Here is a 26,611-nt window from a genome sequence, read left to right on the forward strand (position 1 = left end):
GAGGAAAAGATGATTTGTCCACGTTGTGCCGATGAGCATATTGAAGTGATGGCGACGTCACCGGTGAAAGGGGTCTGGACCGTTTACCAGTGCCAGCATTGCCTGTATACCTGGCGCGATACCGAACCGCTGCGTCGTACCAGCCGCGAGCACTACCCGGAAGCGTTCCGCATGACGCAGAAGGATATTGACGAGGCGCCGCAGGTGCCGACAATCCCGCCGCTGCTCTAAAAAAAAGCCCGGTGGCGCTGCGCTTACCGGGCGATAACGTCGTGCGGTCTGTTTTGCCGGGTGCGACTTCGCCTTACCCGGCCTACAAAATTCGTAGGCCCGGTAAGCGCAGCGCCACCGGGCAAAGACCGCAGAGAACTAAACCAGACTCTTCAACCGATAAATCCACTCCAGCGCCTGACGCGGCGTCAGGGAATCCGGATCGAGATTCTCCAGCGCTTCCACGGCAGGCGATGTCTCTTCCGCTGGCACCAGCAGCGACATCTGCGTACCATCGATCTGCGTCGCCGCCGCATTCGGTGACAGGCTTTCCAGCTCACGCAGTTTCTGACGCGCGCGCTTGATCACCTCTTTCGGTACACCGGCCAGCGCCGCAACGGCCAGACCATAGCTCTTGCTTGCCGCGCCATCCTGCACCGTGTGCATAAAGGCGATGGTGTCGCCGTGCTCCAGCGCATCAAGGTGGACGTTAGCCACGCCTTCCATTTTCTCCGGCAACTGCGTCAGCTCGAAGTAGTGGGTGGCGAACAGCGTCATGGCCTTGATTTTATTCGCGAGGCTTTCCGCACAGGCCCAGGCCAGCGACAGACCATCGTAGGTTGACGTTCCGCGTCCGATTTCGTCCATCAGCACCAGGCTGTGCTCCGTCGCGTTATGCAGAATGTTAGCCGTTTCAGTCATTTCGACCATGAAGGTTGAGCGACCGCTCGCCAGATCGTCCGCAGCCCCGACGCGGGTAAAGATGCGGTCGATGGGGCCAATCTCCACGTTTTGCGCCGGGACGTAGCTGCCGATATAGGCAAGCAGGGCAATCAGCGCGGTCTGACGCATATAGGTACTCTTACCGCCCATGTTCGGACCGGTAATGATCAGCATTCTTCGCTGCGGCGACAGGCTCAGCGGGTTGGCGATGAACGGTTCGTTCAGCACCCGCTCGACCACCGGGTGACGGCCTTCAGTGATGCGAATGCCGGGCTTGTCGGTAAAGGTCGGGCAGGTGTAGTTCAGTGTTTCCGCGCGTTCGGCCAGGTTCACCAGCACGTCCAGTTCCGCCAGCGCGCTTGCGCTCAGCTGCAGGTCGGCCAGGTGCGGCATCAGCATGTCAAACAGCTCTTCATAGAGCTGTTTTTCCAGCGCCAGCGCTTTGCCTTTCGAGGTGAGAACTTTGTCCTCGTACTCTTTCAGCTCGGGAATGATGTAGCGTTCAGCGTTTTTCAACGTCTGGCGGCGCACGTAGTGAATCGGCGCCAGGTGGCTCTGCCCGCGGCTGATTTGAATGTAGTAACCGTGAACCGCGTTATACCCCACCTTCAGGGTGTCGAGACCAAGACGCTCGCGCTCGCGGATCTCCAGCTTATCAAGGTAGTCCGTCGCGCCGTCGGCCAGCGCGCGCCATTCGTCCAGCTCCTCGTTGTAGCCCGGGGCAATCACGCCGCCATCACGCACGAGAACCGGAGGCGCATCAATAATGGCACGTTCAAGCAGCTCGCGGAGTTCGGTAAATTCGCCCATGGTTTCGCGGAGTTTCTGTACCGGCGCGCTGTCAACGTCGCTCAGCTGCGCACGAAGTTCCGGCAGCTGCTGGAAAGCATGGCGCATCCGCGCGAGATCGCGCGGTCGCGCCGTGCGCAGCGCCAGACGGGCCAGGATACGTTCCAGATCGCCCACCTGACGCAGGACAGGCTGCAGCTCGGTATAGCGATCCTGCAGGGCGGCAATCGTCTGCTGACGGCAAACCAGCGTAGCGGTATCGCGAATCGGCATATGCAGCCAGCGTTTCAGCATACGGCTGCCCATTGGCGTTACCGTATTGTCGAGGACCGACGCGAGCGTATTTTCTACGCCGCCCGCCAGGTTCTGCGTGATCTCCAGGTTACGGCGCGTGGCGGCATCCATGATGATGCTGTCCTGCTGGCGCTCCATGGTGATAGAGCGGATATGCGGCAGGGCGGTGCGCTGGGTATCTTTCACGTACTGCAGGAGGCAACCTGCCGCACACAGCCCGCGCGGGGCATTTTCAACGCCAAAGCCAATCAGATCGCGGGTGCCAAACTGCAGATTCAGCTGCTGGCGCGCGGTATCAATTTCGAATTCCCAGAGCGGACGGCGGCGCAGCCCGCGACGACCTTCAATCAGCGCCATTTCGGCGAAATCTTCGGCATAGAGCAGTTCTGCCGGGTTGGTGCGCTGCAGTTCGGCAGCCATCGTTTCACGATCGGCCGGTTCACTCAGACGAAAACGCCCGGAGCTGATGTCCAGCGTCGCGTAGCCAAAGCCTTTGCCGTCCTGCCACAGCGCGGCCAGCAGGTTATCCTGGCGCTCCTGAAGCAGGGCTTCATCACTGATGGTGCCCGGCGTGACGATGCGCACGACCTTGCGTTCCACCGGACCTTTTGAGGTCGCGGGATCGCCAATCTGTTCACAGATGGCAACAGACTCACCCTGATTCACCAGTTTCGCCAGGTAGTTTTCTACCGCGTGGTGGGGTATACCGGCCATTGGAATGGGTTCACCAGCCGATGCGCCACGTTTGGTCAGCGAGATGTCGAGCAGCTGCGATGCGTGTTTGGCATCGTCATAAAACAGCTCGTAAAAATCGCCCATACGATAGAACAGCAGGATTTCCGGATGCTGTGCCTTCAGCTTCAGATACTGCTGCATCATCGGCGTATGTGCGTCGAAATTGTCGAGTGTGCTCATGGAGTTATGATGTCCATTTCTTTGAATATAAACCGTTTTGAGCGGCTCAGTGGCCGTTTGTTCCTTCTATTGTCGCATGAAAAAAAGGTACGGCGCAGAAAAATGTCGCCGCTTTACGAGGCATCTTCCGACATGAGCTCAATGACGATTTTTCCATGCTCTACGCCCACTCGCACCCGGGAGTGGGTGGTAAACCCTGCCTTTTCAAGCCAGTCACCTTTTAAGCTCAGCGCCGCATGCACGCTGTAGCGCTTCGGTATCTTGGTATTGCGGTCTTCATGGCGCTTTCTGAAATATCCCACTGTTAAATGGCGATAGGGTTTGTTGATAGCGAGTTCTTGCATAGGGTCTCCCGACAACACGGATAAAAGTCATTACTGATGCCTGTATAAAATACCAGTGATGGTTGGGCCTTGCAGGGCTAAAACTGGAATCAGGCTTCAGAAAACGACATGCAATAACTGAAATCCCGCATTGAAAGGTGTATTATTTTTGCACTTTATTGTTCGGTAAGTGGCTATGTCCGGTAAACGAATTTCACGCGAAAAAGAGACCATCGCGAAAATGATCGCGCTGTATCAGAAGCAGTGTCCTCAAGCCTCTGTGGAAGAGGGGCACTATCAGGCGCTAAATGCCTATGCCGATAAGCGTCTGGATAAATGCGTTTTCGGGGAGGAAAAGCCCGCCTGTAAACAGTGTCCGGTCCACTGCTACCAGCCTGCAAAACGCGAAGAGATGAAGCAGATTATGCGCTGGGCAGGCCCGCGAATGCTCTGGCGTCACCCCATTCTGACCGTCCGCCATCTGATGGATGACCGTCGTCCCGTACCGGAACTGCCGGAAAAGTATCGTCCGAAAAAGTGACCGGTTCAGCTTCTGAGCGGGCGGCAAATCACGTTAAGGGCCAGCGCGCTGCAGAGCGGGAAGAGGGCGAGCAGCAGCCAGGGGAGCATCGCCTGCGTTGAGGGCACCAGCGCGCGATCCAGCAGGCTGCCAAACAGCAAATTTCCGGCCAGTACCGCAATGCCTCCGGCGGTGGCGAGTGCGCCGTAGTGCGCCCCCAGCGTGGACTCCTCGGCAAACCGGGGGACCAGGTCCTTAGCTGAGGGTACCAGCAGCATCTGTCCCAGCGTCAACAGCGTCACGAAACAGACCGACGGCAGCAGGCGCAGCCAGCCCTCAGGCGGTGCCGTCGGCGCAAACATTGCCACGCTTGCAAAGGCGGCGGAGAGGAATAAAAAGCCCACCGGCAGGATCCTCACCGCGCCCACGCGCCGGGCGAAACGCGCCAGCGGCAGCTGTAAAGCAACAATCAGTACAGAGGCCAGCATAAAAAGCGGGCCGAGATCTTTCTCGTTACCGCCGGCGCGCTGGATCTCTACCGGCAGCGCCAGATAGAGCTGGTTATAGCTCAAAAGCCACGAGCTATAGGCAATGATAAAGGCGACAAAGCGGGGCTGGCGGAACGTCGTCCACCAGGGAACGAGCTTCAGCGTCCGCGCGGCGTGGCGTGACGCGGGCAGGCAAAAGTAGAGAACCACCAGCGCAACGAGAAAGACGCCAGCGCCCGCCAGCGCCACCTGGCGAAAGCCCAGGCCGGTGAGCAGGGCGCCGGCAACCGGGCCCAGTACCGCACCGAGTTCCCCGCAGACCGCAAACAGCGCGAACCACTCCGCCCGGCTTCGTTTACCTTTCGCCTCGCTGTGCGTGCCCGCTTTCGCCAGCAATGCTTCAATAGAAGGAGAAAACAGCGCGCCGCCCACCCCCGTCAGGCACGCGCCCAGAATAATGGGCCACAGCGATTCACCAAGCGCCAGCAGCAGATACCCCGTGACGCGAATAATGCACCCGCTCAGGATAACGATTTTCGCGCCAAACCGGTCCGAGAGCGCGCCGCCGACGATAAACATCCCCTGCTGAGAGAACGTGCGCAGGCCGAGGATCAGCCCGATCAGCCCGCCGGAGAGCAGCATATCGTCGCGCAGGAATATCGCCAGGAAGGGGACAACGGCGTAAAAGCCGATGTTAAAAACAAACTGGCTACCCAGTAAAACGGGGGGCCAGAGCGTGGTGGCAGGGCGAAGGGGCATCGTTGGTCACTCGCCCCTAAACGATAAAGTGAATGTGTTTTTTGCCATGGAACGGCGAGATCTCGATTTTGGTTTTGACCCGGAAGACGTCCCAGAGCAACGACTCGGACAGGATGTCCTGCGGCGTCCCCGTCGCCACAATTTGCCCTTTCTGCATCACAATCAGCGAGTCGCAGAACATCGAGGCGTGGTTGAGATCGTGGATAGCGACAATGCTGGTGACCGGTAATTCGCTGATCAACTGCATCAGCTGCATCTGATGATGAATGTCCAGGTGGTTTGTTGGTTCATCCAGCAGGATTTCCGTCGGGGTCTGGGCCAGCGCGCGGGCAATGTGGACGCGCTGGCGCTCACCGCCGGAGAGGCTCAGCCACCCCTGGTCGCTTTTATCCAGCATATCCACGCGCTGCAGAGCGGCGGTGACGGTTTCGTCATCGTGCGTGCTCCAGTTGGAAAAGGCGGAGTGGTGCGGAATCCGCCCGAGTTTGACCACGTCGCGCACGCGCATGTTGGCGTCAGTCATGCCGTGCTGCTCCACGAAGGCGACCCGGCGGGCCAGCTGCTTTTTGGCAATACGAGAGATGTCCTGGCCGTCCAGCGTCACACAGCCCGCATCCGGGCGCCGCAGCCCCGCGAGGATACGTAAAAGAGACGATTTACCGCAGCCGTTAGGGCCAAGCAGTCCTACCGTTTCGCCCCGGGAAACCTTCAGCGAGACGTCATTAACGATGACTTTTTTGCCGACCTTCCAGGTAATATTTTCAGCGCAGATGCTCATCACTTATTCCTTGAGCGGTAGATAATCACGGCAAAGAACGGAACGCCAACCAGCGCGGTGACCACGCCGACGGGCAGGCTTTGCGGCGCAATCAGCATGCGCGAGGCAATGTCTGCCAGCACCATCAGGATCGCGCCTGCCAGCGCGCTGGCAATCAGCAGCGTGCGGTGCAGCGGCCCGAACAGGAAACGCATGACGTGCGGCACCACCAGCCCGACAAAGCCGATTGACCCCGCCATGCTGACGATGGTCGCGGTGATCAGCGCGGTGGTGGTAAAGAGCGCCAGGCGCACCCAGGGGACAGCAATGCCCAGCGACGCCGCGGCGTCATCACCGAACGTAAAGGCATCCAGCGCCCGGGAATAGTAGAGGCACACGGCTAACCCAATCAGCACCACGACCAGTGCCAGCTGGAATTCAGGCCAGCGTACGCCGCTGAAGCTGCCCAGCAGCCAGAACATCACGTCGCGCGCCTGCTGGGCACTGGCGGAGGTGCTAATGGTGTAGGCGGTAATGGCGTTAAAAAGCTGCGAGGCGGCGACGCCTGCCAGAATCGTACGTTCATTCCCGCCGCGCGCCCCGTTCGTCAGAAACGCGACAAACGCAAATGCGGCGAACGCCCCGGCGAAGGCACCGGCAGAAAGGGAGACCGCACCGGTGCCGATCCCCAATACGACAACAGAAACCGCCCCGGTCGACGCGCCCGCGGACACGCCGAGCACGTAGGGTTCCGCCAGCGCGTTCTTCAGCAGGCTCTGCAATACGGCCCCGCAGATGGCCAGCCCCGCGCCGCAGCAGGCCGCCACCAGCGCGCGGCTCAGGCGAAAGTCCCAGATGACGCTTTCATAGATGCGAGTGAGCGGAACCTCGGTGAGCCCCATTTTATTGCTGATGGCGTAAAACACGTTATCCAGCGGGATGGACAGCTCGCCGACGCTGACGCTCAGCGCGATAACCAGAAATAGCAGGACAAAGGCGAGCAAACACGAGGTCGTCAGAACCAGGCTCTGCCTGGCCTGAAGGACAGCGGTGGTCATCAGTGCAGCCCCAGTTTTCTGAGCTGTTCGCCAACCTGCTCAGCCCCGTAAATCGTGCGAATTGTCGGGTTCATGGCCTGACCGTCCATCACCACGATATGGCCTTTTTTCACCGCGTCCAGCTGGCTGACGGCCGAATCGCTTTTCAGGAATTTGATTTTCTCTTCCGCGTTATCCAGCGCCCAGCGGTTGCGATCCAGGCTCGAGACCACAATCACATCCGGATTGGCGGCAATAATGCTTTCCCAGCCCACGGTTGGCCATTCGGTCTCGGAGGTGATGGCGTTATGTCCGCCCATCAGGCTGGCGATAAACCCGGAGGGGCTATTTTTACCGCCTACGTAGGCGTCCGCAGAGGGGGATGAGCTGGAGAACCAGAAGACAAACGATAGGTCTTTTTTGTTCTTGCCGAATTCCTTACGCAAGTCGGCCTCACGTTTTTTGAAATCGGCAATCACGGCCTGACCGCGGTCTTCAACGTTAAAGATTTTGGCGAAATCCTCAATCTCCTGATAGAGATACGTCATATCCCACAGTTTCTGGCGGCTGCCGTACATATCGCCGGTGGCTTTTTTGGTCGCACACATGCCCGGGGACACGTAGCTGTTCACGCCCAGGGTCATCAGATCGTCGCGTTTTGCGACCTTGCTTTCTGGCCCCAGCAGCAGCGGTGACTGCGCGGGGACAAAGTCGGGATTTTGCGCAAGCACGGATTCAAGGGTAGGGATTTCGACCGTCAGGGTTTTGATTTTTGCGTTCTGGTCCGCCAGCTGCGGCAGCACTTTCGTCGGCCAGAAGGCGCTGGCCTTCACCTTATCTTCCAGCCCCAGCAGGAGCAGAATTTCGACGGTATTCTGACCCAGAGCCACGACGCGTTCCGGCGCTTTGGTGAATGTCTCTTTATAGCCACAGTTTTCAATCGTCAGAGGATATGTGGTTGCCAGAGCAGAACTGACCGACGCAACCGCCAGGCCTAACGCGCAGATGACCTTCTTCATGAAACGCTACCCTTGATTAATATTATTATTGATGCAAATGAAACTCATTATTAAGGCGGAATTTTATACAGAGGAAACGATTTTGTGTCAATGAGGGACAATTGCGCAGGGTAACGAAAGGCGGTGTCAGAGCAACACCGCCGGATTGGGGGGCTTAAACCAGGCTCTCTTTATCGATCCCGAGGCGTTTCATGCGCGACAGCAGGGTAGTGCGTTTTAACCCTAAACGCTGGGCGGCACCTTTTGGCCCGGCGACCACGCCGTTGGTCTCTTTGAGTACGCGCATAATGAGCTGATATTCATCTTCTCCCTCTTTCGCCGTCTCGGCGGCGGGCACGGTCACGTCAGGCAGCGTCACTTCAGGCAGGGAGAGCTGCAGCACATTGCCGCGCGTCAGCAGCACCGCACGCTCGATGACGTTTTCCAGCTCGCGCACGTTGCCGGGCCACTCCATCGATGAAAGGGTACGTAACGTCTCGGCAGGAATGCTGTCGATGTTTCGCCCCATCCGACGCGCGATCTTGGCGGTAAACGCTTTGACCAGCAGGGGAATATCTTCCGGGCGCTCGCGCAGCGGCGGCAGGAAGATCGGGAAGACGTTCAGGCGATAGTAGAGATCGCTGCGAAACTCGCGGTCGGCGACCATTTTTTTCAGGTCGCGGTTGGTGGCGGCAATCAGCCGCACGTCAGTCTGTATAAGCTTGTTGCTGCCAAGACGTTCAAACTCCTGCTCCTGCAGGACGCGCAGCAGTTTCGGCTGTAGCTCCAGCGGCATATCGCCCACTTCGTCGAGAAACAGCGAGCTCTTGTCCGCCAGCTCAAAACGGCCCAGCCGCTGGCTGCTGGCCCCGGTGAATGCACCGCGCTCGTGGCCGAACAGGTCGCTTTCCAGCAGGCCTGCGGGCATCGCCGCGCAGTTCATCTTCACCATCCGACGGCTGTTGCGGTTGCTCAGGTTGTGGATGGCCCGGGCAATCAGCTCTTTACCCGTACCGGTTTCGCCAAGGATCAGCACCGTGCTGTCGCTTTGCGCCACCATCTCAACCTGCTTGAGCACGCTGTACATGGCGTCGCTGCGCCCGATGATTTCACCAAACTCGCTGTCCACGTTGTTGAGCTGTTCGGTCAGGGCCAGGTTCTCATCCACCAGCCGCTCTTTCAGGCGGTGGATCTCCTGATAGGCGAGGGCGTTATCCAGCGCGATGGAGATACGCTCGGCGATCTGGCGCAGCAGCTTCAGGTTGGCGGTGGTAAACACGGCTTCATCACACTGCGCCAGCTTCAGCACCCCCAGCATGGTGTTGCCGGACATCAGGGGAAGCAGGCACAGGGTCTGTATCTTGTTGCCCCAGGTGTTAAACAGCATCCGCTCGTACGGTGCCACCGGGTCCTGCTCGCTCAGGTTGAGCAGCAGGATCTCTTTGCTTTTAAATACCCGCTCAGACAGGGTGCCCGCTTCGTCCACTTCGCTCTGCTCGTGCGCCGGGTTGGCTTCATCCAGATAATGCGTGGAGTAGATGTTCAGCTTGCCCTTGCGATGGCCGCGCAGCGCGATGCTGATGGCATCGATTTTGAAATAGTGGTGGATCTCTTTCGACACTTCGCTGACCAGCTCGTCCATATCAAGGCGCGACAGCACGGCGTTGGTGATGGCAACCAGAATGCGGAAGTTGTCGCGCTCGCGGCTCAGCAGGTCGTAATCCACGTTATTGGTCACGCGGCTTTGGATCTGCTCCGCGACGACGGCCACAATCTGGGTAAAGGTGTGCAGACGCTCGTATTCCGCCTCGCTCCAGGGCTGGTCGGTCGTGCGAATAAACTCGCAGCCACCAAAAATATGGCCCTCCGCCGCGAGCGGCAGCATGCTGTAGTGGCCGAACGGCTGGTAGAGGTTGCTCTCCGCGAGCCGCGGCCACGCCGTGCGGAACTCCTCAAAGTTGCAGTGCAGCGCTTCCGGACGGGAGAGAATACGGCGCACCGGGCCATGCGCGAGATACGTTTCGTCTTCATACTCAAACGTTTTGCCATTATCGCGCGTTGAGTAGTAGCTCGCGCGGTGCGTTGCGCTATGCCACAGTACAATCGCCGCGCTGTCGGCCAGCGCTGATTGCCTGACCAGCCGCGTCAGGGCATCGCTCAGCGCGCCGAGATCGGGCTGCTGTAAAAGTGTGCGCGTGATATCAAACAGGCCCTGCTGTCCAAGATCGCTCATCGGTGTATACGGCATTATTGCTTTCCAATAGAAACTGGCAAAAAAGAGACATTCAGTGCTGACCGCTTATGGCGCGGCTCTAGCAAATTCGGGGTAACGGTTCCGCGTGCGGCAGGTCCAGCGTGCGCTTCACGCCGTAAAGTCCGGTCAGGCGCACCCCCTTGCGCTCAACCACTTCGCCGATGATGGCGGCCTCTTTCCCTAATGGATGCGCGCGCAGCTCTGCAAGAACGGCTTCCGCCGCCGTGCGTTCCACGCCGATCACCAGCTTGCCTTCGTTAGCAAAGTTCAGTGGGTCAAGTCCCAATAGTTCGCACAGCCCGCGCACGGCAGCTTTTACAGGCAGGCCACGCTCGGTCAGTTCAATTCCGCACCCGCTGCTTGCGGCGAATTCGTGAACCACCGCATTCACCCCGCCACGGGTGGCATCACGCAAGGCCTTCACGCCGGGAATAGCACACAGCGTCTGAATCAGCGGGGTGAGCACCGCGCAGTCGCTGCGCAGTTCACCGTCCAGCCCTAAGCCTTCGCGCAGGTTAAGGATAGTCGCTCCGTGGCAGCCCAACGTGCCGGTTACCAGCAGCACGTCGCCCGCGCTAAGCCGCTGTGCGCCCCAGTGAATGTTGGCGGGGATAGCCCCCATTCCGGCGGTGTTGATAAACAGCTTATCGGCCGCACCGCGCTGGACCACTTTGGTGTCCCCGGTGACGATAGCGATACCCGCCTCGCGCGCGGTGTGTGCCATGCTGTTCACCACCGCCGAGAGCGTCTCCATCGGCAGACCCTCTTCAAGGATGAATCCGCAGGAGAGGTAGCGGGGAATGGCGCCGCTGACGGCCACGTCGTTGGCCGTGCCGCAGACGGCGAGCTTGCCGATATCGCCGCCGGGAAAGAACAGCGGATCGATGACATAGCTGTCGGTGGAGAAGGCCAGCCGGTCGCCCTGGGCGGTGAGGGTGGCGAGGTCAATGCGCGCCTGGTCTTCCTGCTCGGCGAGCCAGGGGTTGTTAAAGGCCTCCATGAACAGCCGGTTAATCAACTGCTGCATCGCCTGTCCACCGCTTCCGTGCGCCATTTCCACCGTGTTCATGCTTCACACTCCTGGTTGCGATATTGATACCACGCGGCGCATGCCCCTTCGGAGGAGACCATCAGCGCGCCAAACGCCGTTTGCGGGTTACAGGTATTGCCAAATAACGGGCACTGATGCGGTTTGCATTTGCCGGTGAGCACCTCGCCACAGCGGGCCCGGGGATCGTCGCAAACCTGCTGCGGCTGCGGGCGGAAATGCGCTTCAGCGTCGAACGCGCGATAGGCTGGCGTCAGGCGCACGCCGGATTCGGCAATCAGCCCCAGTCCTCGCCACTCGCTGTCGCCTTCGACGCTGAACACCTCCGCAATGGCACGCTGAGCCCGTTCATTGCCGGCATCCGGCACCACGCGGCGGTACTGGTTTTCGACCGCGCTCAGGGCCGCTATTTTCTGCTCAACCAGCATGGTGACACCTTGCAGTAGATCAAGTGGTTCGAAACCAGCAACCACTAACGGACGATTGTACTGTTCAGCGATAAAACCGTAGGCGTCTGTGCCAATCACCATGCTGACGTGGCCCGGTGCCAGAAAGGCGTCAATGCCGTTGCCTGGCGCTTCCAGCAGGCTGCGCAGGGTGGGGATAAGCGTAATGTGCTGGCAGAAGAAGAAAAAGTTATCGACGCCGCGCGCTTTCGCCTGCTGCAGCGTGATGGCCGTCGCGGGCATGGTGGTTTCAAACCCCAGGCCAAAAAACACCACCTTGCGCGCGGGGTTATCCGCTGCCAGCGTCAGGGCATCCATCGGCGAATAGACGATCCGGATGTCCGCCCCGCGCGCTTTCGCCTGCAGCAGCGAGCCGTTTTTCCCCGGCACGCGCATCGCGTCGCCAAAGGTGCAGAATATGACGTCGGACCGGCTGGCAATCTCGATACAGCTGTCGATGCGTCCCATTGGCAGCACGCAGACCGGGCAGCCGGGGCCGTGGATAAACTCAATGTTCTCCGGCAGCAGCTGGTCGAGGCCAAATTTAAAGATCGCGTGCGTGTGCCCGCCGCACACCTCCATGATCCGCAGCGGCCTTTCTTTGGTGTAGTCCAGCAGCGCCGCGCGCGTTTTGAGGTGTCCGATAAGCTGCAGCACCTGCTCCGGCGCGCGGTATTCATCAACGTAACGCATGATTACCGCTCCTCGCCGTACAGCAGCGCGCCGACGTCCGGCTCCACGTCGAACATGTTTTGCAACGCATCCAGCGTGTCGCGGGCTTCCGCTTCGTTAATCACGCTCATGGCAAACCCCACGTGGACCAGCACCCACTGGCCGAGACGCGAGGCGCCCGTTTCATCAGTGCTGCCCACCAGCGTCAGGTCGACGTCGCGCAGGATGCCGCAGACCTCGACTTTGGCCTGATTACCGTTGAGGGAATGGATTTGTCCCGGTACGCCTATGCACATCTTTCGTTCTCCAGCCAGCGTAACCAGCCGTCCATGCCGTCGCCGCGCGTGGCGGAGACCATCATGATCTCAATCTCCGGGTTCACTTCGCGGGCATACGCCAGGCACTTATCCACGTCGAAATTCAGGTACGGCAGCAGGTCGACTTTGTTCAGCAGCATCAGGGATGCCGCGGCGAACATGTGGGGGTATTTCAGCGGCTTGTCTTCGCCTTCGGTCACCGAAAGCACCGCCACCTTGTGTCGTTCACCCAGATCGAAGCTCGCCGGGCAGACCAGGTTGCCGACGTTTTCAATAAACAGGATGCCGTTATCCGCCAGCGGCAGGCGCGGGGCGGCGTCGGCAATCATCTGCGCATCCAGGTGGCAGCCTTTGCCGGTGTTAACCTGAATTGCCGGGGTGCCGGTTTCGCGGATGCGCGCCGCGTCGTTTACCGTTTGCTGGTCGCCCTCGATCACCGCGCAGGAGACGCGCCCGTTGAGGCGTTTGAGCGTTTCGGTCAGCAGCGTGGTTTTACCGGATCCGGGGCTGGAGACCAGGTTCAGCGCCAGCTGTTTGCGGGTGGCAAAGCGGGCGCGGTTGCGGGCGGCGATCTGGTTATTTTTGTCCAGCACGTTGATTTCCACGTCCAGCATCTGGCGCTGGCTCATGCCCGGCGCGTGGGTACCCGCTTCGCCGTGGCCGTAATGCAGGTCGCCCGCGTCGGAACGCTGCGGCGCAAAGGTAATGCCGGTCAGGGCTGCCGCAGGGCGCGGGGCAGGGGAAAAGGGCGCGGAGCGAAACGCGGAGTGGGGACGGTGCTCATCCCCTTCTATATACAGGTTGCCTTCGGCGCAACCGCAGGTACTACACATACTTTACTCCTTCTCGATTTCGAGGCGTTGGATCTGCATGCCGTCATCCGCCACGATGCGCAGACCGCCGCTCTGACACTGCGGACAGCGCTGTACCTTTGATGAGAGCAGGGTGACGTACTGCTGACACTGTTCGCACCAGCACTCCGCCTGCTGCTCCTCAATATGCAGTTCGCAGCCTTCCGCCAGCGTGCCGCGGCACACCAGCTCAAAACAGAAGGTCAGGGCGCTGGTCTCGACGCAGGAAAACGCCCCGACCTTCAGCCAGACGCCGGTGACGCGTTTCGCGTGGTTTTGCACAGCCTGCTGTTCGATAAGTTCCAGAGCCCGCTGGCAGAGGGTGATTTCGTGCATGACGCCTCCTCAATGAATTGCCCCGGTAATGCAATAACAGTGCCAGCTTGATTTTTGTTAAGGCGTGTCGATGTCACCGCTGTCGAAATGACACGTCGACACCGCGATGTTGACAGCGAATTTTTAGTTAAATCCATTGAAAATCATAAGCATAAAAACTGGCATGGAATCTGCTTAACAGCCGCTATCTCCATTAAACGGATACCTTTTATGACTATTTGGGAAATCAGCGAAAAAGCGGAATACATCGCGCAGCGTCATCAGCAGTTACAGGACCAGTGGCACCTTTACTGCAACTCTCTGGTTCAGGGCATTACCTTGTCGAAAGCGCGTCTTCACCACGCGATGAGTTGTGCGGCGCAGGGCGATATGCGCTTTGTCCTCTTCGGCCATTTCATCATCAACGTCACCCTGGCGGATAACTTCAACAGCCACACCATCGAGTACTACCTCGAGACAAAAGACGGTGAAAAACAGTGTATTGCAAAGGCGCAGCTGATGGCTGACGGCATGGTGGACGGCCACGTCAGCAACCGCGATCGCCAGCAGGTACTGGAGCACTATCTGGAAAAAATCGCCCCGGTTTATAACGGCCTGTACACCGCCGTTGAACACGATCTCCCGGTCAACCTGAAGCAGCTGATGGACGGAAATACCTCAGCGAACGTGGCCTGACCCCCAGTGTGTCGAGAAGTGTCGACAAGACAGTTTTTCGTCAAAAATGACTATCACCAGAGGATAACCCGGTGAACCGTTTTGTAATTGCTGACTCGACGGTCTGTATTGGCTGTCGAACCTGTGAGGCGGCGTGTTCGGAAACGCATCGCCTGCATGGGCTACAGTCCATGCCGCGCCTGCACGTCATGCGTAATGAAAAAGAGTCTGCCCCGCAGCTCTGCCATCACTGTGAAGATGCCCCCTGCGCGGGTGTCTGTCCTGTGAACGCCATCACCCGCGTGGATGGCGCAGTCCAGCTGAACGAAAGCCTGTGCGTAAGTTGCAAGCTGTGCGGCATTGCCTGCCCGTTCGGTGCGATTGAATTCTCCGGCAGCCGCCCGCTGCATATTCCGGCCAATGCCAACTCGCCTAAAGCCCCGCCCGCGCCTCCGGCGCCTGCACGCGTCAGCACGCTGCTGGACTGGGTGCCCGGCATCCGTGCCGTGGCGGTGAAGTGCGACCTGTGCAGCTTCGATGAACAGGGCCCAGCCTGCGTGCGCACCTGTCCAACCAAAGCGCTGATTCTGGTGAACATTCGCGACATCGCCCGCACCAGCAAGCGCAAGCGCGAGCTGACCATTAATACCGACGTCGGCGATCTTTCGCTTCTGCAGGCGCTCAACGAGGGGGTGAAATGAACGCGATTACGATGATTACCAGCGCCGTGGCGTACTTTGCCGCCGCCGCCGTGCTGGCGTGGCTTCTGTCATTCCATAAAACCCTGAGCGGCTGGATCGCCGGGATCGGCGGGGCGGTCGGCAGCCTGATGACGCTGGCGGCGGGTGGGGTTGTCCTGCTCGGCGGGCAGTCCGCAGAGGCCGTGATGCCGCTGATTCGCCACACCGTTGCGATTACGCCGCTGAACGCCATCTGGCTGGTGACCTTTGGCCTGTGCGGGCTGTTTATCAGCCTGTTCAATATCGACTGGCACCGCCATCCGCACGCCAAAGCCAACGGCCTGCTGGTGAACCTGCTGATGGCGACGGCGGTGTGCACCGTGATCGCCAGCAACCTCGGCGCGCTGGTGGTGATGGCGGAGATTATGGCGCTGTGCGGCGTGTTCCTGACCGGCTGCAGTGCCTCCGGGAAAGTGTGGTTTGCGCTGGGACGCCTCGGGACGCTGCTGCTGGCGCTGGCCTGCTGGCGGGTGTGGCAGCGTTTCGGCACGCTGGAGTTCGCTGCGCTTAACGGGCATCCGCTGGGCAATGACGTCTGGCTGCTGGGCGTGATCGGCTTTGGCCTGCTGGCCGGGATTATCCCGCTGCACGGCTGGGTGCCGCAGGCGCATGCGAATGCCTCCGCGCCCGCTGCCGCGCTGTTTTCTGTGGTGGTGATGAAGGTCGGTCTGTTCGGGATTCTGGCGATTACGCTGACCGGCGGCCAGCCGCCGCTGTGGTGGGGCGTGGTGCTGCTGATTGCGGGCATGATCACCGCCTTCATCGGCGGCCTGTACGCGCTGATGGAGCACAATATCCAGCGTCTTCTGGCGTACCACACGCTGGAGAATATCGGCATCATCCTGCTCGGCATGGGCGCGGGCGTGACCGGGCTGGCGCTTAATCAACCGGCGCTGATTGCCGCTGGCTTTATCGGCGGTCTGTATCACCTGATCAACCACAGCTTGTTTAAAAGCACCCTGTTCCTCGGGGCGGGCAGCGTCTGGTTCCGCACCGGTCATCGGGATATTGAAAAGCTGGGAGGGATTGGCAAAAAGATGCCCGTCATTTCACTCGCCATGCTGGTCGGGCTGATGGCGATGGCCGCGCTGCCGCCGCTGAACGGCTTTGCCGGGGAGTGGGTGATCTATCAGTCCTTCTTCGCCCTCGGTCAGAGCGAGGCGTTTATCGCCCGCCTGCTGGGGCCGCTGCTGGCGGTCGGGCTGGCGATTACCGGGGCGCTGGCCGTGATGTGCATGGCGAAAGTCTATGGCGTGACCTTCCTTGGCGCGCCGCGTACGCGTGAGGCTGAGAACGCCTGCTGCGCACCGGTACTGATGGGCGTAAGCGTGGTCGCGCTGGCGCTGTGCTGCATCGCGGGCGGGGTTGCCGCGCCGTGGCTGCTGCCGCTGCTGGGCAAGGCCATTCCGCTGCCGCTTGAGACGGCGCACACCGTCGTTTCCCAGCCGATGATCGCGCTGCTGCTGATTGCCGCGCCGCTGCTGCCGTTCGTGCTGATGCTGTTCTTCAAACGCGACCGGCTCACCTCCCGCTCGCGCGGTGCCGCGTGGGCCTGCGGCTATGAACACGAACAGTCGATGGTCATCACCGCCCACGGTTTTGCTATGCCGGTGAAAGAGAACTTCGCCGCCGTGCTGAAGCTGCGCCACTGGCTGAACCCGGTGGGCTGGGTACCCGGCTGGCAGAACGCTGCCGTGCCCGCGCTGTTCCGCCGTCTGGCGTTGATCGAGCTGGCGGTGCTGGTAGTGATTGTGATTTCACGAGGAGCCTGACATGAGTCTGTTACTGGCAATTCTTCAGGCGCTGGTGCTGTTCGCCGCCGCGCCGCTGCTGTCGGGCATCACGCGCGTGGCGCGTGCCCGGATGCACAACCGTCGCGGGCCTGGCGTACTGCAGGAGTACCGCGATCTCTTCAAGCTGCTTTCTCGCCAGAGCGTGGCCCCGGATGCCGCAGGCTGGGTCTTCCGCCTGACGCCGTTCGTGATGGTGGGCGTGATGCTCACCGTCGCCACCGCGCTGCCGGTGGTGACGGTGGCTTCGCCCCTGCCCGTGCTTGGCGATCTGATTACGCTTATCTACCTCTTCGCCATCGCCCGCTTCTTCTTTGCGATTGCGGGCCTGGACACCGGTAGCCCGTTTACCGGCATCGGTGCCAGCCGCGAGGCGATGCTCGGCGTGCTGGTTGAGCCGATTCTGCTGCTGGGGCTGTGGATCGCCGCGCAGGTTGCGGGTTCCACGCACATCAGCTTTATCACCGACACCGTTTACCACTGGCCAGTTGCCCGCTCCCTTCCGCTGGTGCTGGCGCTGTGCGCCTGCGCGTTCGCCACGTTTATCGAGATGGGCAAGCTGCCGTTCGATCTGGCCGAAGCCGAGCAGGAGCTGCAGGAAGGGCCGCTCACCGAATACAGCGGCTACGGCTTTGCGGTGCTGAAGTGGGGCATCAGCCTCAAACAGCTGGTGGTGCTGCAGATGTTTGTCGGCGTCTTCTTCCCGTGGGGGCAGATGACGCACCTCTCCGCGGGCGGTCTGCTGCTGGCCGTCGTGGTTGCCGCCCTCAAGCTGCTGGTCGGCGTGCTGGTCATCGCCCTGTTCGAAAACAGCATGGCGCGCCTGCGTTTTGTGGAAACGTCCCGCATCACCTGGGCCGGGTTTGGTTTTGCATTTTTAGCGTTCGTCTCCTTGCTGGTGGCGTGATTAAAGAGAGTATTTATGTCTGAAGAAAAGAAAGGTCAGCAGTATCTCGCCGCGTTGCATCAGGCTTTCCCGGGCGTGGTGCTGGAGGAGTCCTGGCAAACCAAAGACCAGATCACCGTCACCATTAAGGTGAACTATCTGCCGGAAGTGGTGGAGTTTCTCTACTACCAGCAGGGCGGCTGGCTGTCGGTGCTGTTCGGTAACGACGAGCGCCAGCTGTGCGGCAGTTACGCGGTGTACTACGTGATGTCGATGGAGCAGGGCGAGAAGTGCTGGATCACCGTGCGCGTCGAGGTCGACCCGAATAAACCGGAATACCCGTCCGTCACGCCGCGCGTGCCCGCCGCCGTCTGGGGTGAGCGCGAAGTGCGCGATATGTATGGCCTGGTGCCGGTTGGCCTGCCGGACGAGCGCCGTCTGGTGCTGCCGGACGACTGGCCTGACGAGCTCTATCCGCTGCGTAAGGACAGCATGGACTACCGCCAGCGCCCGGCGCCGACTACCGACAGCGAAACCTACGAGTTCATCAACGAGCTGGGCAGCAAGAAGAATAACGTGGTGCCGATCGGCCCGCTGCACGTCACCTCTGACGAGCCGGGCCACTTCCGCCTGTTCGTTGACGGCGAAAACATTATCGACGCCGACTACCGCCTGTTCTACGTCCACCGCGGCATGGAGAAGCTGGCGGAGACCCGCATGGGCTACAACGAAGTGACGTTTCTTTCTGACCGCGTGTGCGGCATCTGCGGCTTCGCCCACAGCACCGCCTACACCACCTCGGTAGAGAACGGCATGGGGATCGTGGTGCCGGAACGCGCGCAGATGATCCGCGCCATCCTGCTGGAGGTGGAGCGCCTGCACTCGCACCTGCTGAACCTCGGCCTGGCCTGCCACTTCGTCGGCTTTGACTCCGGGTTTATGCAGTTCTTCCGCGTGCGCGAAGCGTCGATGAAGATGGCGGAGATCCTCACCGGGGCGCGCAAAACCTACGGCCTGAACCTGATCGGCGGCATCCGCCGCGACCTGCTGAAAAACGACATGATCCAGACCCGCCAGCTGGCGCAGCAGATGCGCCGCGACGTGCAGGAGCTGGTGGATATGCTGCTCAGCACGCCCAACATCGAGCAGCGCACCGTGGGCATCGGCCGTCTTGACCCGGAAATCGCCCGCGACTTCAGCAACGTCGGCCCGATGGTGCGCGCCAGCGGCCACGCCCGCGACACCCGCGCCGATCACCCGTTCGTCGGCTATGGCCTGCTGCCGATGACCGTGCACAGCGAGCAGGGCTGCGACGTCATTTCCCGCCTGAAGGTGCGCATCAACGAGGTGTTCACCGCGCTGAACATGATCGACTTTGGTCTGGACAACCTGCCGGGCGGCCCGCTGATGGTGGAGGGCTTCACCTACATTCCAAACCGCTTTGCCCTCGGCTTTGCCGAAGCGCCGCGCGGGGACGACATCCACTGGAGCATGACCGGCGACAACCAGAAGCTCTACCGCTGGCGCTGCCGTGCGGCGACCTACGCCAACTGGCCAACCCTGCGCTATATGCTGCGCGGCAACACGGTCTCCGACGCGCCGCTGATCATCGGCAGCCTCGACCCGTGCTACTCCTGCACCGACCGCATGACCGTCGTGGACGTGCGCAAGAAGAAAAGCCAGGTGGTGCCGTACAAAGAGCTTGAGCGCTACAGCATCGAGCGTAAGAACTCGCCGCTGAAATAAGGATTCGTCATGTTTACCTTCATCAAAAAAGTGATCAAAACCGGCACGCAGACCAGCCGCTATCCGCTGGAGCCGATGCCGGTCGACAAAAACTTTCGCGGCAAGCCGGAGCACAACCCGCAGCAGTGCATCGGCTGCGCGGCCTGCGTCAACGCCTGTCCGTCGAATGCCCTGACGGTGGAAACGGATCTCAAAACCGGCGAGCTGGCCTGGCAGTTTAACCTTGGACGCTGCATCTTCTGCGGCCGCTGTGAGGAGGTCTGCCCGACGGTCGCCATCCGCCTGTCGCAGGAGTACGAGCTGGCGGTGTGGAAGAAAGAGGATTTCCTGCAGCAGTCGCGCTTTGACCTGTGCCACTGTCGCGTCTGCCAGCGCCCGTTCGCCGTGCAAAAAGAGATCGACTACGCCATCGCGCTGCTGCAGCACAACGGCGACGCGCGCGCGGAACATCACCGTGAAAGCTTTGAAACCTGTCCGGCGTGCAAGCGACAGAAGTGCCTGCTGCCGTCCGACCGCATTGATATCACCCGCCACATGAGAGAGGCCAGCTGATGGAAAACCTACTGGGCCCGCGCGACGCAAACGGCATTCCGGTGCCGATGACGGTGGATGAATCCATCGCCAGCATGAAGGCGTCGCTGCTGAAAAAAATCAAACGCTCGGCCTACGTCTACCGCGTGGACTGCGGCGGCTGCAACGGCTGCGAGATTGAGATCTTCGCTACGCTGTCGCCGCTGTTTGACGCGGAGCGCTTCGGCATCAAAGTGGTGCCGTCCCCGCGTCATGCGGACATCCTGCTGTTCACCGGGGCCGTCACCCGCGCCATGCGCTCGCCCGCGCTGCGCGCCTGGCAGTCCGCGCCGGACCCGAAAATCTGCATCTCGTACGGCGCCTGCGGCAACAGCGGCGGCATCTTCCATGACCTCTACTGCGTCTGGGGCGGCACCGACAAAATCGTGCCGGTGGACGTCTACATTCCGGGCTGCCCGCCGACGCCCGCTGCGACGCTGTACGGCTTCGCGATGGCGCTTGGCCTGCTGGAGCAGAAAATCCACGCGCGCGAGCCGGGCGAACTCGACAACCAGCCGGCCGCCATTCTGCACCCGGACATGGTACAGCCGCTGCGGGTGAAGGTTGACCGCACGGCACGCAGGCTGGCGGGGTACCGCTACGGCCGTCAGATTGCCGATGATTATCTGCGCCTGCTGAGCCAGGGCGACCATCAGGTGGCACGCTGGCTGGAGGCGGAAAACGATCCGCGCCTCAATGAGATTGTGGCGAACCTGAACAGCATCGTCGACGAGGCGCGTATCCGATGAGTGAAACGGTGGTGTTCAGCCAGCTGAGCCGTAAGTTTATTGATGAGAACGATGCCACGCCGGATGCGGCGCAGCAGGTGGTCTATTACAGCCTGGCGATTGGGCATCACCTCGGGGTGATTGACTGCCTGGAGGCCGCGCTGAGCTGTCCGTGGCCGGAATACCTGGCGTGGATTGCCACGCTGGAGGAGGGCAGCGCGGCGCGGCGCAAAATGGAAGGCGTGCCGAAGTACGGTGAGATCGTGATCGATGTGAACCACATTGCCATGCTCGCCAACGCCTTTGACGCGGCGCTGGGCAGGCAAACCCCCGAGCAGCAGACTTGGAGCAAAACGCTGCTCGGCATGCTGCATGATATTCATCAGGAGAGCGCCATCTACCTGATGGTGAGGAGATTACGTGACTGACGTTTTACTGTGTGTCGGCAACAGCATGATGGGCGACGACGGCGCGGGTTCGCTGCTGGCGGAGATGTGTGCCGCGAACCCGCAGGGCGACTGGGTGGTGATTGACGGCGGCAGTGCGCCGGAAAACGACGTGGTGGCCATCCGCGAGCTGCGCCCGGACAGGCTGTTAATCGTCGATGCCACCGATATGGGGCTCAACCCCGGCGAGATCCGCCTGATTGACCCGGACGATATCGCCGAGATGTTTATGATGACCACCCACAATATGCCGCTGAACTACCTCGTGGATCAGATCAAAGGTGACGTGGGCGAGGTGCTGTTTTTGGGCATTCAGCCGGACATTGTCGGGTTTTATTACCCGATGACGCCGCCGGTGAAAGAGGCGGTGGACGTGGTGTATTCACGGCTTGCCGGGTGGGTTGGGGATGGAGGTTTTTCTCAGCTCTGAGCAGCGCCCGGTGGCGCTACGCTTACCGGGCCTACGGTTTTGTAGGCCGGGTAAGGCGAAGCCGCCACCCGGCAAAACAGGCTACGCCAGATCCGCCCCGTTACTCGCAATCACCTTCTTATACCATCCGAACGATTTCTTGCGTTTCCGTTCCAGCGTGCCGTTCCCGGCGTCGTCGCGGTCGACGTACACAAACCCGTAGCGCTTGCTCATCTCCCCGGTTGAGGCCGAGACAAGGTCAATGCAGCCCCAGGTGGTGTAGCCCATCAGCGGCACGCCGTCCTCAATCGCGTCGCCCATTGCGCGGATATGCTCGCGCAGGTAGCTGATGCGGTAGTCGTCGTTAATCTCGCCGTTTTCATCAACGACGTCTTTCGCCCCCAGGCCGTTTTCCACCAGGAACAGCGGCTTCTGGTAGCGGTCGTACATCATGTTCATGGTGATGCGCAGCCCGAGCGGGTCGATGCCCCAGCCCCATTCGCTCACCTGAATGTGCGGGTTGCGCAGGGACTTCACGATGTTCGCCGCGCTGGTGTTGCCCGCGTTCATGTCCGCCGAGGCGCAGCGCGAGGCGTAGTAGCTAAACGACACAAAGTCGACGGTATTTTTCAGCAGTTCGTCATCGCCCGGGTCTTTAACAATCACCACGCCTTTCTCGCGGAACACGCGGGCAGAATAGGCCGGATAGCGGCCGCGCGCCTGCACGTCGATAAAGAACAGGTTCTCGCGGTCTTTCTCCAGCGCCATCCACACGTCTTCCGGCTTGCAGGAGTAGGGGTAGAAGTTACCGCCCGCCAGCATGCAGCCGACCTGGTTTTCCGGGTTTACCTCGTGGGCAATTTTGGTCGCCAGCGCGCTCGCCACCAGCTCGTGGTGCGCGGCCTGGTATTTCACCTGGTCTTCGTTTTCGCCTTCCTCAAACACCAGTCCCGCCCCAGAGAACGGGCTGTGCAGCATAATGTTGATTTCGTTGAAGGTCAGCCAGTATTTCACCAACCCGTTAAATTCTTCGAAGCAGGTGCGGGCGTAGCGGGCGAAGAAATCGACCATCTTGCGGTTGCGCCAGGAGCCGTACTCCGTCACCAGGTGCATCGGCACGTCAAAGTGGCAGAGGGTCACCAGCGGCTCGATGTTGTACTTTTTGCACTCCTCGAACACCGCGCGGTAGAAGGCAATGCCTTCTTTGTTCGGCAGCGGCTCGTCGCCGTTCGGATAGAGGCGGCTCCAGGCGATCGAGGTGCGGAACACCGTAAAGCCCATCTCCGCCATCAGGGCGATGTCCTCTTTATAGCGATGATAAAAATCAATCGCCTCGTGGCTCGGGTAGAACTCGTCGTCACGCAGCGAGAAACGCTTTTCCTTACCGAGCTTCACTGCCAGGCGATTCGCGCCGTGGGGGATCATATCGACCGTCGTCAGCCCTTTGCCGCCTTCACGGTAAGCCCCTTCGCTCTGGTTGGCGGCAAGCGCGCCGCCCCATAAAAATCCTTGTGGAAAAACAGACATTCTTACCTCGCTTTCAATTTATGCTTTTGCTGCGTTGTTCTGTACCGGTGCGGTCTGCAGGGCGCGCGCTTTTTCAGCCTCGTCTTCGACCGGAATATCCTCAAAGCCCAGTATCAGGGTCAGAATAAACGACAGCACCACTGCCAGACCCATCACGCCAAACACCCAGACGATGGTCATCGGGTTGGCCGGGTCGAAGAACTGCACGCTGGTAAACAGCCCCGGTGCCGCCATCGAGTGGCTGGCAAGACCCGCGATACCGGCCACCGCGCCGCAGATAAAGCCGCTGATCAGGCTGGCAATCAGCGGGCGTTTCAGACGGATCGCGACGCCGTACAGGGCTGGTTCAGAGATCCCCGCCATGATGGCGGAGGCCGCCGCCGCCAGCGCCGTCTGGCGCAGCTCCGGGTTTTTCGTTTTCCACGCCACCGCCAGCGACGAACCGCCGAGCGACAGGTTGGCGCCAATTTCCGACGGCATCACCATCCCTTCCTTGCCCGTTTCGGCAATGGTCTGAATGATGGTCGGCGTAAAGACGCGGTGCATCCCGGTCATCACCAGCAGCGGCCACAATGCGCCCATGATCGCCACGGAGAGCCAGCCCAGGTAGCCGTGAATGGTGTAGACCAGCGCGGAGATGGCGCTACCGATCCAGATCCCCAGCGGGCCAATCAGCACGATGGCGAGCGGGGCGGCAATCAGCACGATCAGCATCGGCTTGAGGAAGTTTTTCGTCACCGCCGGGGTAATGCGATCCACCCAGCGTTCGATGTACGACAGGCACCAGGTCATCACCAGCGCGGGGATGACGGTGTAGGTGTATTTCACCGCCGTCACCGGGATAAAGGCGAACTCAACGTGCTCGCCCTGCGCGGCTTTCGCCATCAGCTCGATAAAGCTCGGGTGCACCAGCACGCCCGCAATGGCTATCGCCAGCGACATGTTGGTTTTGAATTTTACCGCCGCCGAGGCCGCCACCATCAGCGGCAGGAAGAAGAACGCGCCGTCGCCGATGACGGTCAAAATGGTGAGCGTCGGTGCGCCTTTGGGCAGCACGCCGGTCATCTCGAGGATCATCGCCAGCAGCTTGACCATCGAGCCGCCGATGATCGCCGGGATCAGCGGGGACATGGTGCCGATCAGCGCGTCGAGGATCCCGGCGCCAATGCGGCGTAACGTCAGCTTTTGCGGGCCTTCCGGCACCGCGGGCTGCAGGTCAGCGGGCAGCAGGCTTACTACCTCGCGGTACGCCTGAGAGACGGTATTGCCAATAATCACCTGGCACTGGTTGTCGTTACGCACCACGCCGAGCACGCCGCTGATGCTTTTCAGGCGCGCGGCGTCGGTGAGGGTTTCGTCTTTCAGAACGAAACGCAGTCGCGTCATGCAGTGGGTGACGGCGACGATGTTCTCTTTGCCGCCCAGCGCGCTGATAACGTCGTTCGCCAGCGCAGCGTAATTTTTGGCCATCGGATGTGATCCTGTTATCGTTGTGTGAAATGTAGGAAACCGGTTCCACATAATCATCATGAGTTTTTATGAATGAAACAAGATCGCTTTTTGACCATTTTTTCGTTTCGTGATGAATGTCGCAATGAGGTGCCGAAAGCGTGATGTCGCCGCTGCGACAATTTTTCTGCAGTGCAGTACACTGCCCGCATGAGTTTCGGATGGAAAAAAAACATGACCACGATGCTGGAAGTGGCGAAGCGGGCAGGCGTTTCGAAAGCGACGGTGTCCCGGGTGCTGTCGGGTAATGGCTACGTCAGCCAGGAGACCAAAGACCGGGTGTTTCAGGCCATTGAAGAGAGCGGCTATCGGCCAAATTTGCTGGCGCGCAACCTGGCGACCAAACGCACCCAGACGCTGGGCCTGGTGGTGACGAACACCCTTTATCACGGCGTCTACTTTAGCGAACTGCTGTTTCACGCCGCGCGCATGACCGAAGAGAAAGGGCGACAGCTGATCCTCGCGGACGGCAAGCACAGCGCCGATGAGGAGCGCGAGGCGATCCAGTATCTGCTGGATATGCGCTGCGACGCGGTGATCATCTATCCGCGTTTTCTGAGCGTGGATGAGATGGATGCGATCGTCGAGAAGTGCGAGCAGCCCATTATGGTGCTCAACCGCCGCCTGCGGAAAAACAGCAGCCACAGCGTCTGGTCCGATCATAAAGCCTCCAGCCAGGACGCGGTGTCACAGCTGATTGCGAAAGGGCATCGGGAGATCGCCTTTATCACCGGCTCGATGGATTCCCCCACCGGGGTCGAGCGTCTCTCCGGCTACAAGGACGCGCTGGCGCAGCACGGTATACCGCTGCGCGAGGGGCTGATCGCGCAGGGGAAGTGGAACCCCGCCAGCGGCGCGGCGGCGGTGTCCGACCTGCTTGCTCGCGGCGAACGCTTTACGGCGCTGGTGGCGAGCAATGACGATATGGCCATCGGTGCCCTGAAGCAGCTGCGCGACAGCGGCGTGGCCACGCCGGACGCGGTGTCGGTGATCGGTTTCGACGATGTGGCCATCGCGCCCTACATCGTGCCGTCGCTCTCCAGCGTACGCATTCCGGTAACGGAGATGATTCAGGAGACCATCAGCCGCCTGATCTTCATGCTCGACGGCGGCGAGTTTAAATATCAGCAAACCTTCTCCGGCGAGCTTGTCCTGCGCGACTCGGTTATTGACGGCCCACACCGCTGATGTCGACAGCTGTCATCGTCATAAGTGACGATGACAGCGCCGCTGCGATTTTTAAAGTTCTATAAAATCAATGTGTTAATTGTTGGCACGGTTTATGAATATCTCCGCGCATAACTGTAATGCTGGAGAAGCAGATGAACCGTTTTATTATGGCCGATGCCAGTAAGTGTATTGGTTGCCGTACCTGTGAAGTGGCGTGCGTGGTTTCCCATCAGGCGGAGCAGGACTGCGCGTCGCTTACCCCTGACACCTTCCTGCCGCGCATCCACGTCATCAAAGGCGTGAATATCTCCACCGCCGCCATCTGTCGCCAGTGCGAAGACGCACCGTGCGCGAACGTCTGCCCGAACGGGGCGATTAAACGCGAGAAAGGCTTTGTGCACGTGATGCAGGAGCGCTGCATTGGCTGCAAAACCTGCGTGGTTGCCTGCCCGTATGGCGCGATGGAGGTGGTGGTCCGTCCGGTGGTGCGCAACAGCGGCATGGGGCTGAGCGTGCGGGCGGAGAAAGCCGAAGCCAACAAGTGCGACCTGTGCTACCACCGTGAGGCCGGCCCGGCCTGTATGGAAGCCTGCCCGACGCACGCGCTGGTCTGCGTGGATCGCGACAAGCTTGAGCAGATGAGCGCCGAAAAGCGCCGTCGCGCGGCGTTCGACACCTCGTCATCACTGCTGTTCTGAA

Annotated in this window: 27 protein-coding genes; 13 read left to right on the plus strand and 14 right to left on the minus strand. The window is 60.4% G+C overall.

Annotated elements, in window-relative coordinates; all coding sequences use genetic code 11:
- Nucleotides 1-9 precede the first annotated feature (9 nt).
- Nucleotides 10-231: a non-oxidative hydroxyarylic acid decarboxylases subunit D gene (locus PI91_RS04780; protein WP_003862116.1), complete on the plus strand. Its 222-nt coding sequence runs from the start codon at nucleotides 10-12 to the stop codon at nucleotides 229-231.
- Between the two features lie 138 nt (nucleotides 232-369).
- Here the strand turns inward: PI91_RS04780 and mutS are convergent, their stop codons facing one another.
- Together mutS and PI91_RS04790 are read right to left on the minus strand one after the other, a co-directional pair.
- Nucleotides 370-2,931 (minus strand): DNA mismatch repair protein MutS, encoded by a 2,562-nt coding sequence (gene mutS, locus PI91_RS04785; protein ID WP_039265540.1) that lies wholly within the window; start codon nucleotides 2,929-2,931, stop codon nucleotides 370-372.
- A 113-nt stretch (nucleotides 2,932-3,044) separates the two neighbouring features.
- Entirely contained in the window at nucleotides 3,045-3,275 is a 231-nt protein-coding gene (locus PI91_RS04790) for a SymE family type I addiction module toxin (protein ID WP_008499591.1), read from the minus strand.
- A 175-nt stretch (nucleotides 3,276-3,450) separates the two neighbouring features.
- Between PI91_RS04790 and PI91_RS04795 the strand changes: the two genes are divergently transcribed.
- A complete protein-coding gene (locus tag PI91_RS04795; RefSeq protein ID WP_008499590.1) occupies nucleotides 3,451-3,795 on the plus strand; it encodes a nitrous oxide-stimulated promoter family protein in 345 nt (114 codons plus the stop codon).
- 5 nt (nucleotides 3,796-3,800) lie between these two features.
- On the opposite strand, the gene PI91_RS04800 is transcribed toward PI91_RS04795, so the two are convergent.
- The 10 genes from PI91_RS04800 to hypA all read right to left on the minus strand — a co-directional run bounded on the left by PI91_RS04800 (nucleotide 3,801) and on the right by hypA (nucleotide 13,737).
- Nucleotides 3,801-5,021, minus strand: coding sequence for an MFS transporter (locus PI91_RS04800; protein WP_039265541.1), 1,221 nt, complete (start codon nucleotides 5,019-5,021; stop codon nucleotides 3,801-3,803).
- Nucleotides 5,022-5,037: 16 nt separating this feature from the next.
- Nucleotides 5,038-5,799, minus strand: coding sequence for an ABC transporter ATP-binding protein (locus PI91_RS04805; protein WP_008499588.1), 762 nt, complete (start codon nucleotides 5,797-5,799; stop codon nucleotides 5,038-5,040).
- Complete coding sequence (locus PI91_RS04810) at nucleotides 5,799-6,836, minus strand: iron ABC transporter permease (RefSeq protein WP_023294435.1); 1,038 nt, start codon at nucleotides 6,834-6,836, stop codon at nucleotides 5,799-5,801. The genes PI91_RS04805 and PI91_RS04810 overlap by 1 nt, the downstream gene beginning before the upstream one ends.
- The gene (locus tag PI91_RS04815) at nucleotides 6,836-7,834 is read right to left on the minus strand and encodes an ABC transporter substrate-binding protein (RefSeq protein ID WP_039265542.1); all 999 of its coding nucleotides are present in this window, start codon (nucleotides 7,832-7,834) and stop codon (nucleotides 6,836-6,838) included. Before PI91_RS04815 ends, PI91_RS04810 begins: the two co-directional genes overlap by 1 nt.
- Nucleotides 7,835-7,988: 154 nt before the next feature.
- The gene (gene flhA, locus PI91_RS04820; protein WP_032675414.1) at nucleotides 7,989-10,061 is read right to left on the minus strand and encodes a formate hydrogenlyase transcriptional activator FlhA; all 2,073 of its coding nucleotides are present in this window, start codon (nucleotides 10,059-10,061) and stop codon (nucleotides 7,989-7,991) included.
- 64 nt (nucleotides 10,062-10,125) lie between these two features.
- Nucleotides 10,126-11,136 carry a hydrogenase expression/formation protein HypE gene (gene hypE / locus PI91_RS04825; RefSeq protein WP_039265543.1) on the minus strand — a complete coding sequence of 337 codons (1,011 nt, stop codon included), beginning with the start codon at nucleotides 11,134-11,136 and terminating at the stop codon, nucleotides 10,126-10,128.
- The gene (gene hypD / locus PI91_RS04830; RefSeq protein ID WP_039265544.1) at nucleotides 11,133-12,254 is read right to left on the minus strand and encodes a hydrogenase formation protein HypD; all 1,122 of its coding nucleotides are present in this window, start codon (nucleotides 12,252-12,254) and stop codon (nucleotides 11,133-11,135) included. Before hypD ends, hypE begins: the two co-directional genes overlap by 4 nt.
- Before the next feature lie 2 nt (nucleotides 12,255-12,256).
- A complete protein-coding gene (locus PI91_RS04835) occupies nucleotides 12,257-12,529 on the minus strand; it encodes a HypC/HybG/HupF family hydrogenase formation chaperone (RefSeq protein ID WP_008499582.1) in 273 nt (90 codons plus the stop codon).
- Entirely contained in the window at nucleotides 12,520-13,383 is an 864-nt protein-coding gene (gene hypB, locus PI91_RS04840) for a hydrogenase nickel incorporation protein HypB (RefSeq protein WP_039265545.1), read from the minus strand. Before hypB ends, PI91_RS04835 begins: the two co-directional genes overlap by 10 nt.
- Before the next feature lie 3 nt (nucleotides 13,384-13,386).
- Nucleotides 13,387-13,737 carry a hydrogenase maturation nickel metallochaperone HypA gene (gene hypA / locus PI91_RS04845; RefSeq protein ID WP_039265546.1) on the minus strand — a complete coding sequence of 117 codons (351 nt, stop codon included), beginning with the start codon at nucleotides 13,735-13,737 and terminating at the stop codon, nucleotides 13,387-13,389.
- Between the two features lie 210 nt (nucleotides 13,738-13,947).
- Here hypA and hycA point away from each other — a divergent pair, with 210 nt between their 5' ends.
- From hycA to hycI, 9 genes are all read left to right on the plus strand, one after another.
- Nucleotides 13,948-14,412 carry a formate hydrogenlyase regulator HycA gene (hycA, locus tag PI91_RS04850; RefSeq protein WP_008499579.1) on the plus strand — a complete coding sequence of 155 codons (465 nt, stop codon included), beginning with the start codon at nucleotides 13,948-13,950 and terminating at the stop codon, nucleotides 14,410-14,412.
- A gap of 71 nt (nucleotides 14,413-14,483) precedes the next feature.
- Nucleotides 14,484-15,092 (plus strand): 4Fe-4S dicluster domain-containing protein, encoded by a 609-nt coding sequence (locus PI91_RS04855; protein ID WP_023294427.1) that lies wholly within the window; start codon nucleotides 14,484-14,486, stop codon nucleotides 15,090-15,092.
- Nucleotides 15,089-16,903 (plus strand): formate hydrogenlyase subunit 3, encoded by a 1,815-nt coding sequence (gene hycC / locus PI91_RS04860; RefSeq protein WP_039265547.1) that lies wholly within the window; start codon nucleotides 15,089-15,091, stop codon nucleotides 16,901-16,903. The genes PI91_RS04855 and hycC overlap by 4 nt, the downstream gene beginning before the upstream one ends.
- Before the next feature lies 1 nt (nucleotide 16,904).
- Nucleotides 16,905-17,828 carry a respiratory chain complex I subunit 1 family protein gene (locus PI91_RS04865; protein ID WP_039265548.1) on the plus strand — a complete coding sequence of 308 codons (924 nt, stop codon included), beginning with the start codon at nucleotides 16,905-16,907 and terminating at the stop codon, nucleotides 17,826-17,828.
- A gap of 15 nt (nucleotides 17,829-17,843) precedes the next feature.
- Nucleotides 17,844-19,553, plus strand: coding sequence for a formate hydrogenlyase subunit HycE (hycE, locus tag PI91_RS04870; RefSeq protein WP_025912384.1), 1,710 nt, complete (start codon nucleotides 17,844-17,846; stop codon nucleotides 19,551-19,553).
- Nucleotides 19,554-19,562: 9 nt separating this feature from the next.
- Nucleotides 19,563-20,105, plus strand: a complete 543-nt coding sequence (locus tag PI91_RS04875) for a formate hydrogenlyase complex iron-sulfur subunit (RefSeq protein WP_008499573.1) — start codon at nucleotides 19,563-19,565, stop codon at nucleotides 20,103-20,105.
- Nucleotides 20,105-20,872 carry an NADH-quinone oxidoreductase subunit B family protein gene (locus PI91_RS04880; RefSeq protein WP_021241938.1) on the plus strand — a complete coding sequence of 256 codons (768 nt, stop codon included), beginning with the start codon at nucleotides 20,105-20,107 and terminating at the stop codon, nucleotides 20,870-20,872. The genes PI91_RS04875 and PI91_RS04880 overlap by 1 nt, the downstream gene beginning before the upstream one ends.
- Entirely contained in the window at nucleotides 20,869-21,279 is a 411-nt protein-coding gene (locus tag PI91_RS04885; protein WP_039265549.1) for a formate hydrogenlyase maturation HycH family protein, read from the plus strand. Before PI91_RS04880 ends, PI91_RS04885 begins: the two co-directional genes overlap by 4 nt.
- Nucleotides 21,272-21,727 (plus strand): hydrogenase maturation peptidase HycI, encoded by a 456-nt coding sequence (hycI, locus tag PI91_RS04890; RefSeq protein WP_039265550.1) that lies wholly within the window; start codon nucleotides 21,272-21,274, stop codon nucleotides 21,725-21,727. Before PI91_RS04885 ends, hycI begins: the two co-directional genes overlap by 8 nt.
- Before the next feature lie 81 nt (nucleotides 21,728-21,808).
- On the opposite strand, the gene PI91_RS04895 is transcribed toward hycI, so the two are convergent.
- A complete protein-coding gene (locus PI91_RS04895) occupies nucleotides 21,809-23,233 on the minus strand; it encodes a 6-phospho-beta-glucosidase (protein ID WP_023325962.1) in 1,425 nt (474 codons plus the stop codon).
- A gap of 18 nt (nucleotides 23,234-23,251) precedes the next feature.
- Nucleotides 23,252-24,703 (minus strand): PTS cellobiose/arbutin/salicin transporter subunit IIBC, encoded by a 1,452-nt coding sequence (ascF, locus tag PI91_RS04900; protein WP_008499568.1) that lies wholly within the window; start codon nucleotides 24,701-24,703, stop codon nucleotides 23,252-23,254.
- A 213-nt stretch (nucleotides 24,704-24,916) separates the two neighbouring features.
- Between ascF and PI91_RS04905 the strand changes: the two genes are divergently transcribed.
- Nucleotides 24,917-25,930 carry a LacI family DNA-binding transcriptional regulator gene (locus tag PI91_RS04905; protein WP_032638031.1) on the plus strand — a complete coding sequence of 338 codons (1,014 nt, stop codon included), beginning with the start codon at nucleotides 24,917-24,919 and terminating at the stop codon, nucleotides 25,928-25,930.
- A 134-nt stretch (nucleotides 25,931-26,064) separates the two neighbouring features.
- A complete protein-coding gene (gene hydN, locus PI91_RS04910; protein ID WP_008499565.1) occupies nucleotides 26,065-26,610 on the plus strand; it encodes an electron transport protein HydN in 546 nt (181 codons plus the stop codon).
- Nucleotide 26,611: the final 1 nt, after the last annotated feature.

The organism is Enterobacter sp. FB (genome assembly GCF_000805795.1).
Taxonomy (GTDB): domain Bacteria; phylum Pseudomonadota; class Gammaproteobacteria; order Enterobacterales; family Enterobacteriaceae; genus Enterobacter; species Enterobacter roggenkampii.

What these genes read in the sequence shown, in the direction of transcription:
- PI91_RS04780 (WP_003862116.1), top strand. Translation starts at nt 10, where the DNA reads ATGATTTGTCCACGTTGTGCCGATGAGCATATTGAAGTGATGGCGACG.
- mutS (WP_039265540.1), bottom strand. Translation starts at nt 2,931, where the DNA reads ATGAGCACACTCGACAATTTCGACGCACATACGCCGATGATGCAGCAG.
- PI91_RS04790 (WP_008499591.1), bottom strand. Translation starts at nt 3,275, where the DNA reads ATGCAAGAACTCGCTATCAACAAACCCTATCGCCATTTAACAGTGGGA.
- PI91_RS04795 (WP_008499590.1), top strand. Translation starts at nt 3,451, where the DNA reads ATGTCCGGTAAACGAATTTCACGCGAAAAAGAGACCATCGCGAAAATG.
- PI91_RS04800 (WP_039265541.1), bottom strand. Translation starts at nt 5,021, where the DNA reads ATGCCCCTTCGCCCTGCCACCACGCTCTGGCCCCCCGTTTTACTGGGT.
- PI91_RS04805 (WP_008499588.1), bottom strand. Translation starts at nt 5,799, where the DNA reads ATGAGCATCTGCGCTGAAAATATTACCTGGAAGGTCGGCAAAAAAGTC.
- PI91_RS04810 (WP_023294435.1), bottom strand. Translation starts at nt 6,836, where the DNA reads ATGACCACCGCTGTCCTTCAGGCCAGGCAGAGCCTGGTTCTGACGACC.
- PI91_RS04815 (WP_039265542.1), bottom strand. Translation starts at nt 7,834, where the DNA reads ATGAAGAAGGTCATCTGCGCGTTAGGCCTGGCGGTTGCGTCGGTCAGT.
- flhA (WP_032675414.1), bottom strand. Translation starts at nt 10,061, where the DNA reads ATGCCGTATACACCGATGAGCGATCTTGGACAGCAGGGCCTGTTTGAT.
- hypE (WP_039265543.1), bottom strand. Translation starts at nt 11,136, where the DNA reads ATGAACACGGTGGAAATGGCGCACGGAAGCGGTGGACAGGCGATGCAG.
- hypD (WP_039265544.1), bottom strand. Translation starts at nt 12,254, where the DNA reads ATGCGTTACGTTGATGAATACCGCGCGCCGGAGCAGGTGCTGCAGCTT.
- PI91_RS04835 (WP_008499582.1), bottom strand. Translation starts at nt 12,529, where the DNA reads ATGTGCATAGGCGTACCGGGACAAATCCATTCCCTCAACGGTAATCAG.
- hypB (WP_039265545.1), bottom strand. Translation starts at nt 13,383, where the DNA reads ATGTGTAGTACCTGCGGTTGCGCCGAAGGCAACCTGTATATAGAAGGG.
- hypA (WP_039265546.1), bottom strand. Translation starts at nt 13,737, where the DNA reads ATGCACGAAATCACCCTCTGCCAGCGGGCTCTGGAACTTATCGAACAG.
- hycA (WP_008499579.1), top strand. Translation starts at nt 13,948, where the DNA reads ATGACTATTTGGGAAATCAGCGAAAAAGCGGAATACATCGCGCAGCGT.
- hycC (WP_039265547.1), top strand. Translation starts at nt 15,089, where the DNA reads ATGAACGCGATTACGATGATTACCAGCGCCGTGGCGTACTTTGCCGCC.
- PI91_RS04865 (WP_039265548.1), top strand. Translation starts at nt 16,905, where the DNA reads ATGAGTCTGTTACTGGCAATTCTTCAGGCGCTGGTGCTGTTCGCCGCC.
- hycE (WP_025912384.1), top strand. Translation starts at nt 17,844, where the DNA reads ATGTCTGAAGAAAAGAAAGGTCAGCAGTATCTCGCCGCGTTGCATCAG.
- PI91_RS04875 (WP_008499573.1), top strand. Translation starts at nt 19,563, where the DNA reads ATGTTTACCTTCATCAAAAAAGTGATCAAAACCGGCACGCAGACCAGC.
- PI91_RS04880 (WP_021241938.1), top strand. Translation starts at nt 20,105, where the DNA reads ATGGAAAACCTACTGGGCCCGCGCGACGCAAACGGCATTCCGGTGCCG.
- PI91_RS04885 (WP_039265549.1), top strand. Translation starts at nt 20,869, where the DNA reads ATGAGTGAAACGGTGGTGTTCAGCCAGCTGAGCCGTAAGTTTATTGAT.
- PI91_RS04895 (WP_023325962.1), bottom strand. Translation starts at nt 23,233, where the DNA reads ATGTCTGTTTTTCCACAAGGATTTTTATGGGGCGGCGCGCTTGCCGCC.
- ascF (WP_008499568.1), bottom strand. Translation starts at nt 24,703, where the DNA reads ATGGCCAAAAATTACGCTGCGCTGGCGAACGACGTTATCAGCGCGCTG.
- PI91_RS04905 (WP_032638031.1), top strand. Translation starts at nt 24,917, where the DNA reads ATGACCACGATGCTGGAAGTGGCGAAGCGGGCAGGCGTTTCGAAAGCG.
- hydN (WP_008499565.1), top strand. Translation starts at nt 26,065, where the DNA reads ATGAACCGTTTTATTATGGCCGATGCCAGTAAGTGTATTGGTTGCCGT.